16 protein-coding genes are annotated in these 15,040 nt (G+C 70.4%); 6 read left to right on the top strand and 10 right to left on the bottom strand.

Annotated features, from left to right (window positions below; genetic code table 11):
- Nucleotides 1–129 precede the first annotated feature (129 nt).
- The 4 genes from ACZ7NC_RS00820 to miaA form a co-directional block, all read right to left on the bottom strand.
- Nucleotides 130–2,319 (bottom strand): RelA/SpoT family protein, encoded by a 2,190-nt coding sequence (locus tag ACZ7NC_RS00820; protein ID WP_471483703.1) that lies wholly within the window; start codon nt 2,317–2,319, stop codon nt 130–132.
- A 299-nt stretch (nt 2,320–2,618) separates the two neighbouring features.
- Entirely contained in the window at nt 2,619–3,488 is an 870-nt protein-coding gene (dapF, locus tag ACZ7NC_RS00815; protein ID WP_471483702.1) for a diaminopimelate epimerase, read from the bottom strand.
- Nucleotides 3,489–3,533: 45 nt separating this feature from the next.
- Entirely contained in the window at nt 3,534–4,037 is a 504-nt protein-coding gene (locus ACZ7NC_RS00810; protein WP_471483975.1) for a hypothetical protein, read from the bottom strand.
- A gap of 108 nt (nt 4,038–4,145) precedes the next feature.
- On the bottom strand, nt 4,146–5,084 hold the full coding sequence (miaA, locus tag ACZ7NC_RS00805) for a tRNA (adenosine(37)-N6)-dimethylallyltransferase MiaA (RefSeq protein ID WP_471483700.1): 939 nt from the start codon (nt 5,082–5,084) through the stop codon (nt 4,146–4,148).
- 182 nt (nt 5,085–5,266) lie between these two features.
- On the opposite strand from miaA, the gene ACZ7NC_RS00800 reads away from it, so the two are divergent.
- Together ACZ7NC_RS00800 and ACZ7NC_RS00795 are read left to right on the top strand one after the other, a co-directional pair.
- Nucleotides 5,267–5,542, top strand: coding sequence for a hypothetical protein (locus ACZ7NC_RS00800; protein WP_471483698.1), 276 nt, complete (start codon nt 5,267–5,269; stop codon nt 5,540–5,542).
- A 23-nt stretch (nt 5,543–5,565) separates the two neighbouring features.
- Nucleotides 5,566–5,835 carry an antitoxin gene (locus ACZ7NC_RS00795; protein ID WP_471483696.1) on the top strand — a complete coding sequence of 90 codons (270 nt, stop codon included), beginning with the start codon at nt 5,566–5,568 and terminating at the stop codon, nt 5,833–5,835.
- A gap of 131 nt (nt 5,836–5,966) precedes the next feature.
- Here ACZ7NC_RS00795 and ACZ7NC_RS00790 read toward each other — a convergent pair whose 3' ends face one another.
- The 3 genes from ACZ7NC_RS00790 to ACZ7NC_RS00780 all read right to left on the bottom strand — a co-directional run bounded on the left by ACZ7NC_RS00790 (nt 5,967) and on the right by ACZ7NC_RS00780 (nt 8,691).
- Entirely contained in the window at nt 5,967–6,689 is a 723-nt protein-coding gene (locus ACZ7NC_RS00790) for a class III extradiol dioxygenase subunit B-like domain-containing protein (protein WP_471483693.1), read from the bottom strand.
- Between the two features lie 83 nt (nt 6,690–6,772).
- Nucleotides 6,773–8,302: a tRNA (N6-isopentenyl adenosine(37)-C2)-methylthiotransferase MiaB gene (gene miaB / locus ACZ7NC_RS00785; protein ID WP_471483690.1), complete on the bottom strand. Its 1,530-nt coding sequence runs from the start codon at nt 8,300–8,302 to the stop codon at nt 6,773–6,775.
- An 89-nt stretch (nt 8,303–8,391) separates the two neighbouring features.
- Nucleotides 8,392–8,691 carry a MarR family winged helix-turn-helix transcriptional regulator gene (locus ACZ7NC_RS00780; RefSeq protein ID WP_471483688.1) on the bottom strand — a complete coding sequence of 100 codons (300 nt, stop codon included), beginning with the start codon at nt 8,689–8,691 and terminating at the stop codon, nt 8,392–8,394.
- Nucleotides 8,692–8,848: 157 nt separating this feature from the next.
- Between ACZ7NC_RS00780 and ACZ7NC_RS00775 the strand changes: the two genes are divergently transcribed.
- Both ACZ7NC_RS00775 and ACZ7NC_RS00770 read left to right on the top strand, forming a co-directional pair.
- Entirely contained in the window at nt 8,849–9,145 is a 297-nt protein-coding gene (locus tag ACZ7NC_RS00775; protein ID WP_471483686.1) for a DUF2218 domain-containing protein, read from the top strand.
- Nucleotides 9,146–9,388: 243 nt separating this feature from the next.
- On the top strand, nt 9,389–10,156 hold the full coding sequence (locus ACZ7NC_RS00770; RefSeq protein WP_471483974.1) for an NADP-dependent oxidoreductase: 768 nt from the start codon (nt 9,389–9,391) through the stop codon (nt 10,154–10,156).
- Nucleotides 10,157–10,166: 10 nt separating this feature from the next.
- On the opposite strand, the gene ACZ7NC_RS00765 is transcribed toward ACZ7NC_RS00770, so the two are convergent.
- On the bottom strand, nt 10,167–10,571 hold the full coding sequence (locus ACZ7NC_RS00765; RefSeq protein WP_471483684.1) for a pyrophosphohydrolase domain-containing protein: 405 nt from the start codon (nt 10,569–10,571) through the stop codon (nt 10,167–10,169).
- 141 nt (nt 10,572–10,712) lie between these two features.
- Here ACZ7NC_RS00765 and ACZ7NC_RS00760 point away from each other — a divergent pair, with 141 nt between their 5' ends.
- The gene (locus tag ACZ7NC_RS00760) at nt 10,713–11,708 is read left to right on the top strand and encodes a TAXI family TRAP transporter solute-binding subunit (RefSeq protein WP_471483682.1); all 996 of its coding nucleotides are present in this window, start codon (nt 10,713–10,715) and stop codon (nt 11,706–11,708) included.
- Between the two features lie 170 nt (nt 11,709–11,878).
- Here ACZ7NC_RS00760 and ACZ7NC_RS00755 read toward each other — a convergent pair whose 3' ends face one another.
- Nucleotides 11,879–13,270 carry a sensor histidine kinase gene (locus ACZ7NC_RS00755; protein ID WP_471483680.1) on the bottom strand — a complete coding sequence of 464 codons (1,392 nt, stop codon included), beginning with the start codon at nt 13,268–13,270 and terminating at the stop codon, nt 11,879–11,881.
- 9 nt (nt 13,271–13,279) lie between these two features.
- Nucleotides 13,280–13,966, bottom strand: coding sequence for a response regulator transcription factor (locus ACZ7NC_RS00750; RefSeq protein ID WP_471483678.1), 687 nt, complete (start codon nt 13,964–13,966; stop codon nt 13,280–13,282).
- A gap of 288 nt (nt 13,967–14,254) precedes the next feature.
- On the opposite strand from ACZ7NC_RS00750, the gene ACZ7NC_RS00745 reads away from it, so the two are divergent.
- Entirely contained in the window at nt 14,255–15,031 is a 777-nt protein-coding gene (locus tag ACZ7NC_RS00745) for an amino acid ABC transporter ATP-binding protein (protein WP_471483676.1), read from the top strand.
- Nucleotides 15,032–15,040: the final 9 nt, after the last annotated feature.

Genomic DNA, 15,040 nt, shown 5'->3' with positions numbered 1-15,040 from the left:
AACGGGTATGTCAGGCGGGTGCAGGCCATGGCGCCGCGGTCGCGTACGGCGAGCAGGCATACGACATACAGGGGCCGTTGGAGCCGCGCGCACCCCGCCCGACCTCGAGCCACCGCATGCTTCCCGCCCTCACATCCCCGGCGTCTGAGTCTGAGCCCGACTCACGTCGTACACCCCCGCGACATTCCGCATCGCCCGCATCAGCCCCGGCAGCAACGCCGCATCCGGAAGCTGAACCGTGTACGTGTGACGCACCCGCTGCTGCGTCGGAGGCTCCACGGTCGCCGACACGATCTCCGCCCCCTCCAGTGCCATGGCCTCCGTGAGGTCGGCCAAGAGATGCGGGCGAACGAACGATTCGGCGACCAACGTGACCCGGCATTCCGCGGTGTCCCCCCAGCGCACGCCGACCTCCGCACGCCCCACACTCTTCATACGCGCCACCGCAGCGCACCCGACACGATGAACCGTCACCACTCCCCCGCGCACGGAGAACCCGGTGACCTCGTCGGGCGGCACAGGCGTACAGCACCCGGCGAGCCGCACCGCCGCACCCGACCGGTCGACCAGCACATTGCCGGCGCCGAGCCGCCCGACCGTCCCCTCCCCGGCCACCCGCTCGCCCGCCGACTCCGCGGCAGCCAGCTGCGCCACGGTCCCGTCCGCCGCGCCCCGGAACGCCACCCCGGTCTCCTTGCCCTCCGAGCCCCCCTGCGAGGGATGCGCGGTCAGCCACCGCTGGATGGCGATCCGAGCGGCGGGCGTATGGGCGTGCTCCAGCCACTCCCTGGAGGGCTCGGAGGCCGGATCCTGCCCCATCAGCAGTTGCACGGTGTCGCCGTCCCGCAGCACCGTGCTGAGCGTCGCCAGACGCCCGTTGACCCGCGCTCCCATGCACGCGTGCGCGTCCTCGCCGTACTGCGCGTACGCGGCGTCCACACAGGTCGCGCCCTCGGGCAGCCCCAGCGTGCCACCGTCGGGCCGGAACACGGTGATCTCACGGTCCTGCGCGAGGTCCTCACGCAGCGTGGACCAGAAGGTATCCGGGTCAGGTGCCGCCTCCTGCCAGTCCAGGAGCCGGGAAAGCCACCCGGGCCGCGTGGGATCGACGCGCTCACCGTCACTCGCAGCGGCCTGGTCCTCGGCAGGGGGCGCGTACGGATTGCCGAGCGCGACGACGCCGGCCTCGGCGACCTTGTGCATCTGGTGCGTACGGATGAGTACTTCGACGACCTGCCCGTCCTCCCGCGAGACGGCGGTGTGCAGCGACTGGTACAGGTTGAACTTGGGAACCGCGATGAAGTCCTTGAACTCCGAGACCACGGGCGTCATACAGGTGTGCAGCTCACCCAGGACGCCGTAACAGTCGGCATCCTCGTTCACCAGCACCAGCAACCGCCCGAAGTCGGTGCCCCGCAACCGCCCGCGCTTGCGGGACACCCGGTGCACGGACACGAAGTGCCGTGGCCGGATGAGGACTTCGGCCGGAATGTCGGCCTCGCGCAGAACGCCGCGCATCTTCTCGGCCATCTCCGCGAGCGGATCTTCCGCGCGGGAGGCGTTCTCGACGATCAACTCCCGTGTGTGCTCGTACTCCTCGGGGTGCAGGATCGCGAAGACCAGGTCCTCCAGCTCGGTCTTGAGCGCCTGGACCCCGAGCCGTTCGGCGAGCGGGATGAGAACGTCACGGGTCACCTTGGCGATGCGGGCCTGTTTCTCGGGGCGCATCACGCCGAGGGTGCGCATGTTGTGCAGCCGGTCGGCGAGTTTGATCGACATCACACGGACGTCGTTGCCGGTGGCGACGAGCATCTTGCGGAAGGTCTCGGGCTCGGCGGCGGCGCCGTAGTCGACCTTCTCCAGCTTGGTCACACCGTCGACCAGGAAGCGGACCTCCGCGCCGAACTCCTCACCGACCTGGTCGAGCGTCACATCGGTGTCCTCGACGGTGTCGTGGAGCAGGGAGGACGTCAAGGTCGTGGTCTCGGCGCCGAGTTCGGCGAGGATCAGGGTCACCGCGAGCGGATGCGTGATGTACGGCTCGCCGCTCTTGCGCATCTGGCCGCGGTGCGAGGACTCGGCCAGAACGTAGGCGCGGCGCAGGGGTTCGAGGTCCGCGTCGGGGTGGTGGGCCCGGTGGGCGTCGACGACATGGCTGATCGCGTCGGGCAACCGGTCGCGCGAGGCCGAGCCGAGCAGCGCCGCCCGACCGAGGCGGCGCAGGTCGATGCGTGCGCGGGCCTTCCTGCGCGGCACGACAGGCGGCACAGCGCCTGCTACCGGGCCTGGCGTCGCGGAATTCGTGGCCTCCGCACTCATGGGCACCTCCGGCTGCGTGGACCGGCGGACGGGGTACCCCATGGCGGACACGGCTCAGGGGATGGCGACTTGTCCCCCGTCCGGGCCGGTGCTTGATGCTACCGAGCCCATCACGTGCTATTGACCGCCTCCAGCCGAGCGTGAAACGGATCACCCATTCGAGCGAGGGTTTGCAGGTTTACGGTTTTGCGCCATACGATCAGCCGCAGTTCGCTTTTTCGAACGCGCCCGCGGCGTACGAGCCCCTGGTCCCAACCCTCAAGCGAACGCAACGCTCCGCTTCTCAAGCCACGGAACGCTCAGCGAGCGAACGTTTCCAGCCACTCCGCATCGATCTCACCCTCAGCCAAAATCACGGCGGGACCGGTCATCTCGATCTCGCCATCGGGCCGCTCGGTGATCACGAGCGTGCCGCCGGGCACATCGACGGTGTACGTCGCGGGGGCACCGGTCACCGCCGGGTCGGCGCCGTCCCGGCGCGCGGCGGCCACGGCGACGGCGCACGCGCCCGTGCCGCACGACCGGGTCTCGCCGGCACCGCGCTCGTGCACGCGCAGCGCGACATGGCGGGGCCCGCGGTCGACCACGAACTCGACATTGACCCCGTCCGGGTAGGCCGAGGCCGGGCTGAACGGCGGCGGGGAGTGCAGGTCGCCGGCGTGCGCGAGGTCGGCCACGAAGGCGACCGCGTGCGGGTTGCCCATGTTCACGTTCCGTGCGGGCCAGGTGCGCTCACCGACGCTCACCGTGACATCGCCCTCGGGGAGGCGGGCCCTGCCCATGCCGACGGTGACATCACCGTCCTTGTCGATGTGCACGGTCTTCACACCCCCACGCGTGGCCACGGTGAGGTCGCCCTCATCGACATGCCCGGCGCGCTGGAGGTAGCGCGCGAAGACCCGTACGCCGTTGCCGCACATCTCCGCGATCGAGCCGTCGCCGTTGCGGTAGTCCATGAACCACTCGGCCTCGGCCGCCATGTCCTTGGCCTCGGGGTGTGCCGCGGATCGCACGACATGCAGCAGGCCGTCACCGCCGATGCCCGCGCGGCGGTCGCACAGGGCGGCGACGGCGGCCGGGGGCAGGTCGATGACGTTCTCCGGGTCCGGGACGATCACGAAGTCGTTCTCGGTGCCGTGACCCTTGAGGAAGGCGATCCGCGTGCTCATTCCTCGATCGTACGGTGCCGCTACGACAGAGCTGAAAAACAGCCCTTACCGCAGGCGAGCCACTCTCCACACGGCCAGAACGACGATCGCGGCGACGACCAGGACGTAGGCCAGCACGACCCGCCAGTCCGGGCTGCGCCCCGAGCCCCGCTGGGGCAGTCCGGGCCATGTGTAACCGACGCGGCGGGCGGCCATCATGCCCCAGCCGGCCGCACAGGAGCAGATGAGAAGCCCCAGCATGGCGATCACGGCCCCGCTGTCGCCGAAGTCGAAGGCCAGCGGGAAGGCGAACATCAGGGAGCCGACGGCCGCCAGACCCACGATGGGCGCGAGCTGCCAGATGCGCAGCCGCCGCTGCGGGCGCAGCTCGACCTCGACCTCCGGGCCGCTCGCGTACATCTCCTCGGGCTCGGGACCGTCGTCGGTGACACCGACCTCGGTCTCGTCGAGCCCGTCGGGAATCGGACGGTTGCCGTCCGGCTCCCGCTCACCCGTGTCAGCGGTGAGGTTCTCGGTGCCTTGTGCGGTGTCGCGAGGGCCGGCCTCCATCGCCACGCGCCCTCCCAACTCGGACTCCACTTGGTCGATCGAAGCTCGATGATGGCATGGCACCGGAGGCCGGGACGGCGGCCGGAGCGTCCCGATGCCATCACGTGATCAGGCTGTAACCGGTCGTTCGACCAACGCCAGGGCGAGATGCGGAAGTTCTGTGAGATCTGCCGCAGCCCCACTGAGCCAGTGCACCCGTGGGTCGCGCCTGAACCATGAATCCTGGCGGCGCGCGAAGCGTTTGGTGGCACGTACGGTCTCGGCCCGCGCCTCGTCGAGGGTGCACTCCCCGGCGAGCGCCGCGAGCACCTGCTGGTAGCCGAGCGCACGCGAGGCCGTACGCCCCTCGCGCAACCCCAGCGCCTCCAGCGCGCGCACCTCGTCCACGAGCCCGGCGTCCCACATCCGGTCCACCCGGTGTGCGATGCGCTCGTCCAGCTCGGGGCGGGCCACGTCGACGCCGATCTGGACGGTGTCGTAGACCGAGTCGTGGCCGGGGAGGTTGGCGGTGAAGGGCTGGCCGGTGATCTCGATCACTTCGAGGGCCCGGACGATACGGCGGCCATTGCTGGGCAGGATCGCCCGCGCGGCCTCCGGGTCGGCGGCGGCCAGACGGGCGTGCAGCGCCCCGGGCCCGCGCAGCGCCAGTTCCTCCTCCAGCCGGGCCCTGACCTCGGGGTCGGTGCCGGGGAACTCCAGGTTGTCGACGGCTCCACGGACGTACAGCCCCGAGCCACCGACCAGGATCGGCCAGCGCCCCTCGGCGAGCAGCGCGTCGATCCGCTCGCGCGCGAGCCGCTGGTAGTCGGCGACGGACGCGGTGACCGTCACGTCCCAGATGTCCAGGAGGTGGTGCGGAACGCCCGCGCGCTCCTCGGGCGTCAGCTTGGCGGTGCCGATGTCCATCCCACGGTAGAGCTGCATGGAGTCGGCATTGACGACCTCACCGCCCAGTTGCCGGGCCAGGAAGACGCCCAGATCGGACTTTCCGGCCGCGGTGGGTCCGACAACGGCGATGACACGGGGGGCGGGGGGTGCGCTGCTCACCGCCCCAGTCTCGCAAACCTCTCGGGGCGGACTCGAACGAGTTACGTGACGGCACACCCGCGAGGTCGTTGCCTGTTGCGAGGTTTGCGCCGCCGGTTTCACGGAGGCGGCGACCCGGGGGCGCAAACGGACGCACCGGACGACGCGGGATTTCGCCCGCACGAGTAACGTATGGAGTGGATATGGGCGTTTTCGCACGGATTTTCCGGAGGTCGAAGGCCACGGAGGCGGCGTCAACCGCCGAGGCCCAGGCCGACACACCAACGGCCGAGCCCACGGCGGCGGAGTCGGCAGAGGCGAAGGGGGCGGCCGAGACCAAGACCGAGGACGCGGCTGCGGCCCAGCCGGCCGCGGCGGAGTCGGTCGAGGCCGACGGCGACGACGGTGTCGAGATCCCCAAGCAGCAGTCCGCCGACGAGGCGGCCGACAGCGAGGCCGGTGAGGGCGCCCGGACATAACTGCCCGCGCGGGAAGGTGAACGATGGGTCTGAAGGACAATTTGAAAGCCAAACTCGCCCCAGCCAAGGACAAGGTCTCCGGCTTCGCGCAGCGGCACGAGGACAAGGTGCACCATGGTCTCGACAAGGCCGCGAAGGCCGTCGACGAGAGGACCAAGGGCAAGTACAGCGAGAAGATCCATTCGGGCACCGGCAAGGCCAAGGGTGCCATGGGCCGACTCGCGCACAAGGGCGACGACCCGGCGACCGGCGGCAGCGCGACGCCGTCGGACTCACCCCCGCCGACCACCTGAAACGGCACATCGACGGACGGCCGCGGAGCTTGCGGGCTCCCGGCCGTCCGCCGTTCTCGTGCCGGCTCTTTCAGCCTCTTTCCAGCGCTATCCGCCTCGTTCCAGCGCTGCCCGGCTCCTTCCGGCGTGCCCTACGACCAGGTCGCGACCAGGTAGCCCACTCCGTACGGCGCGTCCTCGTAGAGCAGGGCGCCCGACAGGTCCGCCTCCTCGGCGGCGCCGGCGAGGACCTGCCACGGAGCCCGCCCGGACGCCATCAGCTCGTGTGCGAGCTCGGTGTCCAGGGTCTTGAGGGTGGCCACGTCCGCCTTGCCCAGCGCACGGGCGACGGACGCGTCGAACGGCGCCGCGCGCTCGTCGAGGTAGCCGGGTGCCTTGAGCGTGCGGCAGGCGCTGGCGTCGCCCATCACCAGCAGCGCCACCCGCTCGGCCCAGGTGGCGACATCCCTTCCGATTTCCATACACCGCTCGGGCGTCAGAGGTTCCCCCACCACGAGTGCTTCGATCGGGGCATCCGCCCAGCCGGTCCGCTCCAGCAGCCACGCGGCGACGGCGAGCGAGGTCGGGAGCAGGCGTTGCGACGGCACGGAGGCGCCGGTCCCGGCCCGTCCCAGCCGTACGTCGAGGTCCACACCGAAGCCGCGGAAGGAACCCCGCGCGCCCTCGGCGTACGCCCCATGCTCGCTCTCCTCGCCGGGCCCGACGACCACCAGCCGGTCCGGCCGGGAAGCCGCGAGCAGGCCCAGCGCGTCCGTGCAGGCGGCACGCGCGGGGGCCAGCTCGGGTGCGGCACCGGCGGCGACGTCGGGCACGAGGAGCGGGGGGCAGGGGCAGACTGCGGCGGCGACGAGCATGATCGGCAGGGTAACGCCGTACAGCTGCGGAGTGTCAGTCCTCGATCAGCACGTCGGTGAGGCCGATCACCACTGGCAGGCGGTCAGTCGCAGCCGCAGCCGCTGCCCGTGGCCACCGGCAACGGCTCCGGAGCCCCGATCTTCGGCAACCCCAGCATCACGCCCGCCGGCTTCGCGGCCTCGGCGGTGTTCCGCTTCTCCCAGGCGTCGCCCGCGCGCGTGCGGCGCACGTCGAGGACGGGACCCTCGGCGAGGAGGTGGTGCGGGGCGGCGTAGGTGACCTCGACGGTGACCACGTCGCCGGGACGGACCTCCTGATCCGGCTTGGTGAAGTGGACCAGCCGGTTGTCGGGGGCGCGGCCGGACAGGCGGTGGGTGGTCTCGTCCTTGCGGCCCTCGCCCTCGGCGACCATCAGCTCGAACGTGCGGCCGACCTGCTTCTTGTTCTCCTCCCAGGAGATCTCCTCCTGGAGGGCGACGAGACGCTCGTAGCGCGCCTGGACGACCTTCTTGGGGATCTGGTCCTCCATGGTCGCGGCCGGGGTTCCGGGCCGCTTGGAGTACTGGAAGGTGAAGGCCTGCGCGAACCGCGCCTCCCGCACGACGTGCAGCGTCTGCTCGAAGTCCTCCTCGGTCTCGCCGGGGAAGCCCACGATGATGTCGGTCGTGATGGCCGCGTGCGGGATGGCCGCGCGGACCTTCTCGATGATCCCGAGGTAGCGCTCCTGGCGGTAGGAGCGGCGCATCGCCTTCAGGACCGTGTCCGAGCCGGACTGCAGGGGCATGTGGAGCTGCGGCATGACGTTCGGCGTCTCGGCCATCGCCGCGATCACGTCGTCGGTGAAGTCGCGCGGGTGCGGCGAGGTGAAGCGGACGCGCTCCAGGCCGTCGATCTTTCCGCACGCCCGCAGCAGCTTGCTGAACGCCTCGCGGTCGCCGATGTCGGAGCCGTAGGCGTTGACGTTCTGACCGAGCAGCGTGATCTCGCTGACGCCCTCGGCGACCAAGGCCTCGATCTCGGCGAGGATGTCGCCGGTACGGCGGTCCTTCTCCTTGCCTCGCAGGGCCGGGACGATGCAGAAGGTGCAGGTGTTGTTGCAGCCGACGGAGATCGACACCCAGGCCGCGTACGCGCTCTCGCGCCGTGTCGGCAGCGTCGAGGGGAACGCCTCCAGCGACTCGGCGATCTCGACCTGCGCCTCCTCCTGCACGCGTGCGCGCTCCAGCAGGACCGGCAGCTGGCCGATGTTGTGCGTGCCGAAGACGACGTCCACCCAGGGCGCCCGCTTCACGATGGTGTCGCGGTCCTTCTGCGCGAGACAGCCGCCGACCGCGATCTGCATCCCGGGGCGGCCGGCCTTCTTGGGGGCGAGGTGGCCGAGGTTGCCGTACAGCTTGTTGTCGGCGTTCTCGCGGACCGCGCAGGTGTTGAAGACGACGACGTCCGCGTCGCCGGCCGAACCCTCGGGTGCGCGTACGTAACCGGCCTCCTCGAGCAGCCCGGACAATCGCTCGGAATCGTGGACGTTCATCTGGCACCCGTAGGTGCGGATTTCGTAACTCTTGGATCCGTGAACGTCCACTGCCGGGCTCCGGTCGCTGCTGCTGGTCATGGCTCAAGGGTAGGTGCTCGTGGCGGAGCCCTGTCCCGGCCGGTCCCTGTCAGCGGAGTCCGGGCGGGAGTTCCGGCGGCCGGGAGTTTTTACCGCTCAACCCCGGCGTCACCCTCCTGCATCCGCCGGGCAACCTCCCCCAGCCCGTCGGCGAGATGCGCGAGCTGCTGTGGCGTGAGGACGTCGATGAGGAGCTTGCGGACGAGCGCGACATGGCCCGGTGCCGCCCGCTCCAGCATGGTCCGGCCGGCGTCAGTGAGGACGGCGTAGACCGCGCGCACATCGCTCGGGCAGGAGCGCCGGGCCACCAGGCCGGCCTTCTCCAGCTGGGTGATCTGGCACGTCAGGCCGCTCTTGGAGTTGAGGAGGGCGTCGGCGAGCCCGCTCATGCGGCGCGAAATCCTGGGCCGCGCCCCGCCGTTCGATGTGACCGGTGCAACAGCTGCGACTTGTTCCAAATTTGAAACCTCGCGCTATCGTTCGAGGCCTCGCGATTCAAATTTGAACTGGCCCGTTCGTCCAGCCCGCGAAGGAGCAACTCCTCCCATGCCTTCCTCCCTCGCCCGTGTCACCACCGACGCCGCCCCGCGCTACGCCAAGCAGCTCGCCTCGCACTTCGGCCGGAAGATCCCCGTCGAGGAGACGCCCGACGGCGGCCGGCGGCTCACCTTCCAGCACACCGATGTCGTCCTCGAACCCCTCGACGACCATCTGCTGATCCGGGTCACGGCCCCCGACACCACCACGCTCACCACCATCCAGGGCGTTGTGGGCAGCCATCTCGAACGCTTCGGCCGGCGAGGCGAACTGAGCGTCACCTGGGGCGAGCCCGCCGAGGACTGACGCGCACCGCTGTGGCACGCACCGGAGGCGCCCCGACCGGCGCCCGCGAGAAAGGCACCGTCATGAAGGCCGTCACCATCACCGGCTTCGGGTCCGAGCCGCTCCTCACCGACCTGCCCGTGCCGGAACCGGGCCCGGGCGAGGTGCTGGTCCGGCTGCACGCCGCCGCGCTCAACCCCTTCGACTGGAAAGGTCGCCGACGGCGCCCTCAAGGGCCTGGTCGAGCACGAATTCCCGCTCGTGATGGGCTCCGACGGCGCCGGCGTGGTCGAGCGCATCGGCCGCGATGTGATCCACTTCCGGCCCGGTGACACTGTCTACGGCCAGTTCATGAACCTCGCGGCAGGCCGAGGCTCCTACGCCGAGTACGTGGTGGCCGCCGAGAACGGCACCCTCGCCCGTATGCCCGACGACCTGCCGTTCACGGTCGCGGCGGCGCTGCCCACCGCCAGCGTCGCCGCCTACCAGGCCATCGAGTCCGCCCGGCTCGACACCGGTCAGGTCATCCTCGTCAACGGCGCGTCCGGCGGTGTGGGTCAGTCGGCGATCCAGTTCGCCGCGCTCCAGGGCGCCAGGGTGCTGGCCACCGCCACCGGCGACATAGCCGCCCACCTCCGCGATCTCGGCGCCGACGAGACCATCGACTTCACCGCCGCGCCGACCGCCCAGCAGGTCCTGGCCGCCCACCCCGACGGCATCGACGCCGTCCTCGACCTGGTCACCCCGGCCGGCGGGGACATCGACGCCCTGGCCGGTCTGCTCAAGCCCGGCGGCAGGCTCGTGAGCACCAACCGGGCCGCCGACCCCGACGCCCTGGCCGCCCGCGAGATCCATGGCGTCAACCTCGTCAACGACCCCAGCCGGAAGGAGCTGGAGTCCCTCGCCGCTCTCGCCGACGCGGGCAAGCTCCGCATCACGATCGACGCCGAGGTCCCGCTGGCCGACGCTCCGGCCGCCGTGGCCCGCGCCCGCACCGGGGGCTCCCGCGGGAAGACCGTCATCCTGCTCTGAGGGCGACCGCTCAGGCCCCCTCGGCCACCCACCCCTGGCGGCGCAGCACGGCCGACACGTCCGGTGCCTCGTAGTGCTCGCCCTTGAGGACCTTGCCGTCGGCGCGGCGAGCTATCTGGCCGTCGGGACCCAGCTTGGTCATGTTGGAGCGGTGGATCTCGGCCAGCACGGCGTCGAGGTCGATGCCATGCACCAGGGCCGTGCCGTACGCGACGTAGACGACATCCGCCAGCTCGTGCGCCAGCTTGTCGAGCGGGCCGGTGACGGAGACCTCGGCGACCTCCGCGGCCTCCTCCGCGAGCAACTCCCCACGGTGGGCGGCGAGTTCCGGGGAGACCGCCGTCGGCGTACTTCTGGTGTCGAGCCCGAAGGCGCGGTGGAACTCACGGACCAGGTCGGCGGGAGAGGAACTCATACGGCGACTGTAACGGCCAGGTCTGACAGTCCCGCCCACCCTCCCGATCATGGACTCGCCCGGCGCCGCCGACCGCCCGCTCACCCGCGCTGTGACCTCGGCCCTGGTCAGCACCGCGTACCGGCTGGCAGGATCGCCGCCATGTCCAAGGCACTCACCCGCATCAGCAGACGCCGGGCTCTGCAGGGCACGGCCGCCGGGGTCGTGGCCCTCGGGCTGCTGCTGTGGTGGCTGCTGCCCCTGGGCGAGGAGCCGCCGAGCGGGACGATCACGTTCAGCACCGGCACGCGCGCGGGGGTCTACCAGGAGTACGGCGAACTCCTGCGCAACGAACTCGCCAAGGACATGCCGCAGCTGAAGGTACGGCTGCTGACCAGCGCCGGATCACAGGAGAACGTCGAGCGCGTGGCGACCGGCAAGGCCGACTTCACGATCGCCGCCGCCGACGCGGTGGACACGTACAAGATGGGCGGCAGGCCGGCCACCGACCGGCTGCGCGGGGTCGCCCGCCTGTACGACGACTACGTCCAGCTCGTCGTCCCGCCGGACTCGGACATCCGTTCCGTCGCGGACCTGAAGGGCAAGCGGGTGGCCATAGGGCTGCCCAACTCCGGCGTACGGCTGATCGCCACCCGCGTACTGCAGGCCGCCGGCATCGACCCCGAGAAGGACATCACGCCCAGGGCGGACGGCATCGACACCGGGCCCAAGCGGCTGGGGCACGAGCTGGACGCGTTCTTCTGGTCGGGCGGCGTGCCCACGGACGGGCTGGAGAAGATCGCCGAGACCTCCGCGTTCCGGTTCGTGCCGATCGACGCCGACCTCGTCGCCAAGGTGCACGCCCAGGGCGACACGGCCCACTTCTACCGTGCGACCAACATGCCGGAGTCGGCGTACCCCACCGTCCAGAACGGCGACACGGTGCCGACGATCGCCGTCTCCAACCTGCTGATCACCCGCAAGGACATGGATCCCCGCCTCACCGAGTGGCTCACCCGCACGGTGATCAAGAGCCGTGACGGCATCGGCGCCCATGTCCACTCCGCCCAGCTCGTGGACCTGCGCACGGCGATCTACACCGACCCGCTGGCCCTGCACGACGGCGCCCGGCGCTACTACCGCTCGGTCAAGCCGTAGGCCCGCCGCCCACGCGCGCTACGCCGACCGTGGCACCGTCACCGTCACCCGCAACCTCCGCCCCACTCACAGACCCGCGCACGGCGACCTACACCGACCCGCCGGCCCTGCACGACGGCGCCCGGCGCTACTACCGCTCGGTCAAGCCGTAGGCCCGCCGCCCACCGGCGCTACGCCGTGGGCGCCGACCGCGGCACCGTCACCGTCACCCGCAGCCCGTGCGGCTCATGATGGCCGTACGAGATCGAGCCGCCGCCCGCCGCGAGCAGGGCCCGGGAGATCGACAGCCCCAGGCCCGAGCCCTTGATGTTCTGGTGCCGGCCGCTGCGCCAGAAGCGGTCGCCGATGCGGGCGAGCTCCTCGGCGGAGAGGCCGGGGCCGTTGTCGGCGACCTCGATCGTCGACACGGCGCCGTTGGAGGTGACGGTCACCTCGACGCACTCATCCGTCGGCGTGAACTTGACCGCGTTGTCGATCACGGCGTCCAGCGCGCTGGACAGCGCGACCGGGTCGGCCCAGGCGGTGGTGGCCGGGCAGTTCCCCACCAGCCGGACGCCCTTGGCCTCGGCCGTCGGCGCCCAGGCGGCGACGCGCTCGGCGGCCAGCGCGCCGACGTCGGTCAGCCGGAGGTCGGCCGCGGTGTGCTCGGCCAGGGCGAGGTCGAGCAGGTCGTCCAGGACCTGCGCCAGGCGCTTGCCCTCGGTCTGCACCGAGGCGATCTCCTCATTGCCCTCGGGAAGCTCGAAGGCGAGCAGCTCGATGCGCAGCAGCAGCGCCGCGAGCGGGTTGCGCAGCTGGTGCGAGGCGTCGGCGACGAAGGCGCGCTGCTGCTCCAGCACGTCCTCGACGTTGTCCGCCATCTCGTTGAACGACCGGGCCAGGCGCCGGAGTTCCGGCGGACCGCTGGCCACCGCGACCCGTGACTTCAGGCGGCCGCTCGCGATCTCGTGCGTGGTGACGTCCAGCACCCGCACCGGCCTGAGCACCCAGCCGGTGAGCCGGAGGGCGGCCCCGACGGCCACCAGCATCGCCAACGTCAGCCCCGCGCCGATGATCAGCCAGCCGTGCACGATCCGCGAGCGCATCTGCCCGGTGGGCGAGTCGGTGACGACGACCGCGACGACGTCGCCGTCCCGGATGACCGGCGAGGCGACGACGAGGCGCCCGCGCTGCCAGGGCCACACCTGCTGGGGGTCGTGACTGCGCCGGCTGAGCAGCGACTCCTCGAAGGCGTCGCGCACCTCGCCGGACTCGGGCAGGAACCAGGTCGTCGGCCCGTTGGCCAGCGGCGTGTCATTGGGCAGGAAGACGCCGGCCCGAATGCCGTAGACGTCGTAGTAGTTCTCCAGTTCCCGGCTGAGAATGCGCAGGTCGTCGCGGGAACCGGAGGTGACGTCGGCGGCGGGGCGGGCGATGGCCGCGAAGTACGCCGTGTCGTCGATCCGGTCGACGACCACGTCCTGTTGCTGGGCCGAGGCCAGGCTGATGGCGAGCGGTACGCCGAGCGCGAGCAGCACGGCCGCCATCAGGACGATGAGCAGCGGAAGGAGTCGAGTGCGCACCCGTGCCCGCTACGAGGCCGGGGCGACGAGCCGGTAGCCGACGCCGCGTACGGTCTCGATCAGCGCCGGCATGCGCAGCTTGGCGCGCAGGGACGCCACATGCACCTCAAGAGTGCGCCCCGTCCCCTCCCAGCTCGTGCGCCACACCTCGCTGATGATCTGCTCCCTGCGGAAGACGACCCCGGGACGCTGCGCGAGCAGGGCCAGGAGGTCGAACTCCTTGCGGGTCAGCTGGACCACCGAACCGTCGACGCTGACCTGTCGCGTGGGCAGCTCGATATGAACGGCGCCCAGGCGCAGCACACCTTCGCCGCCCGCTGCGGTGTCCTCCGGGGCGGTGCGCCGGCTCACCGCGTGGATCCGCGCGAGCAGCTCTCCGGTGTCGTACGGCTTCACCACGTAGTCGTCGGCTCCCAGGTTGAGGCCGTGGATGCGGGAGCGGACGTCGGAGCGCGCGGTGACCATGATCACGGGGGTGCTGGTGCGCTTGCGGATCTTGCCGCAGACCTCGTATCCGTCCTGGTCGGGCAGGCCGAGGTCGAGGAGGACGACACCGAAGCCGTTGCCCTCGGGGACGAGCGCCTGGAGGGCCTCCTCGCCGCTGCGCGCGTGCGTGACGTCGAAACCATGTCGCGCCAAAACCGCAGACAGCGCGGCGGCGACGTGGTTGTCGTCCTCGACGAGGAGGAGTCTCATCCCGGCCTCCTTCAGTTCACCGGCCGTACGATTCGGGCAGTTACACAGTGTGGGCGCACGCGCGCGTGCACCATGGAAGTCACGCTGATGGACGAGTACGCCGTCAAGAGGGTTCCGGTTTCGGGCGACTTCCGTTATCCAGCCGGTACGCGCCCAGCTCGCAAGTGCTACGACATGTGTCCGATTGCTATCGGATCGTGATGCTCAGATTCCCCTCAGAACTAATGACGCAGGTCGGATACGGTTATTACTGTCCTCCGAAACCGAGGAGGACGGAGCCTGAGAGCGATGACCGAAGTATCGGTGGCCAAGGACAATGTGGCCGCGAGCGGCGACCTGGTCGTCCTGAAGAACGTCAACAAGCACTTCGGCGCGTTGCACGTGCTGCAGGACATCGACCTGACGATCGCGCGCGGTGAGGTCGTCGTGGTCATCGGGCCCTCCGGGTCCGGGAAGTCCACCCTGTGCCGCGCCATCAACCGCCTCGAGACGATCGACTCCGGCGCGATCGCCATCGACGGCAAGCCGCTGCCCCAGGAAGGCAAGGAGCTGGCCCGGCTGCGCGCAGACGTCGGGATGGTCTTCCAGTCCTTCAACCTCTTCGCGCACAAGACCGTGCTCGAGAACGTGATGCTGGGCCAGACCAAGGTCCGTAAGACGGACAAGAAGAAGGCCGAGGAGAAGGCGCGCGCTCTGCTCGACCGCGTGGGTGTGGCCACCCAGGCGGACAAGTACCCGGCGCAGCTCTCCGGCGGCCAGCAGCAGCGTGTGGCCATCGCCCGGGCGTTGGCCATGGACCCCAAGATCATGCTCTTCGACGAGCCCACGTCGGCGCTCGACCCCGAGATGATCAACGAGGTTCTGGAGGTCATGCAGCAGCTCGCCCGCGATGGCATGACCATGATCGTCGTCACCCATGAGATGGGCTTCGCCCGTTCGGCCGCCAACCGGGTGGTCTTCATGGCTGACGGGAAGATCGTCGAGGAAGCCGTACCGGACCAGTTCTTCAGCAACCCGCGGAGCGACCGCGCGAAGGACTTCCTGTCCAAGATCCTGCACCACTGACGGATCCCG

Source organism: Streptomyces sp. NPDC111802 (genome assembly GCF_055634335.1).
The sequence above is the reverse complement of the archived record's forward strand: the minus strand, read 5'-3'. Positions and strand labels throughout refer to the sequence as shown.

What these genes read in the sequence shown, in the direction of transcription:
- ACZ7NC_RS00820 (WP_471483703.1), bottom strand. Translation starts at nt 2,319, where the DNA reads ATGAGTGCGGAGGCCACGAATTCCGCGACGCCAGGCCCGGTAGCAGGC.
- dapF (WP_471483702.1), bottom strand. Translation starts at nt 3,488, where the DNA reads ATGAGCACGCGGATCGCCTTCCTCAAGGGTCACGGCACCGAGAACGAC.
- ACZ7NC_RS00810 (WP_471483975.1), bottom strand. Translation starts at nt 4,037, where the DNA reads ATGGAGGCCGGCCCTCGCGACACCGCACAAGGCACCGAGAACCTCACC.
- ACZ7NC_RS00800 (WP_471483698.1), top strand. Translation starts at nt 5,267, where the DNA reads ATGGGCGTTTTCGCACGGATTTTCCGGAGGTCGAAGGCCACGGAGGCG.
- ACZ7NC_RS00795 (WP_471483696.1), top strand. Translation starts at nt 5,566, where the DNA reads ATGGGTCTGAAGGACAATTTGAAAGCCAAACTCGCCCCAGCCAAGGAC.
- ACZ7NC_RS00790 (WP_471483693.1), bottom strand. Translation starts at nt 6,689, where the DNA reads ATGCTCGTCGCCGCCGCAGTCTGCCCCTGCCCCCCGCTCCTCGTGCCC.
- miaB (WP_471483690.1), bottom strand. Translation starts at nt 8,302, where the DNA reads ATGACCAGCAGCAGCGACCGGAGCCCGGCAGTGGACGTTCACGGATCC.
- ACZ7NC_RS00780 (WP_471483688.1), bottom strand. Translation starts at nt 8,691, where the DNA reads ATGAGCGGGCTCGCCGACGCCCTCCTCAACTCCAAGAGCGGCCTGACG.
- ACZ7NC_RS00775 (WP_471483686.1), top strand. Translation starts at nt 8,849, where the DNA reads ATGCCTTCCTCCCTCGCCCGTGTCACCACCGACGCCGCCCCGCGCTAC.
- ACZ7NC_RS00770 (WP_471483974.1), top strand. Translation starts at nt 9,389, where the DNA reads ATGGGCTCCGACGGCGCCGGCGTGGTCGAGCGCATCGGCCGCGATGTG.
- ACZ7NC_RS00765 (WP_471483684.1), bottom strand. Translation starts at nt 10,571, where the DNA reads ATGAGTTCCTCTCCCGCCGACCTGGTCCGTGAGTTCCACCGCGCCTTC.
- ACZ7NC_RS00760 (WP_471483682.1), top strand. Translation starts at nt 10,713, where the DNA reads ATGTCCAAGGCACTCACCCGCATCAGCAGACGCCGGGCTCTGCAGGGC.
- ACZ7NC_RS00750 (WP_471483678.1), bottom strand. Translation starts at nt 13,966, where the DNA reads ATGAGACTCCTCCTCGTCGAGGACGACAACCACGTCGCCGCCGCGCTG.
- ACZ7NC_RS00745 (WP_471483676.1), top strand. Translation starts at nt 14,255, where the DNA reads ATGACCGAAGTATCGGTGGCCAAGGACAATGTGGCCGCGAGCGGCGAC.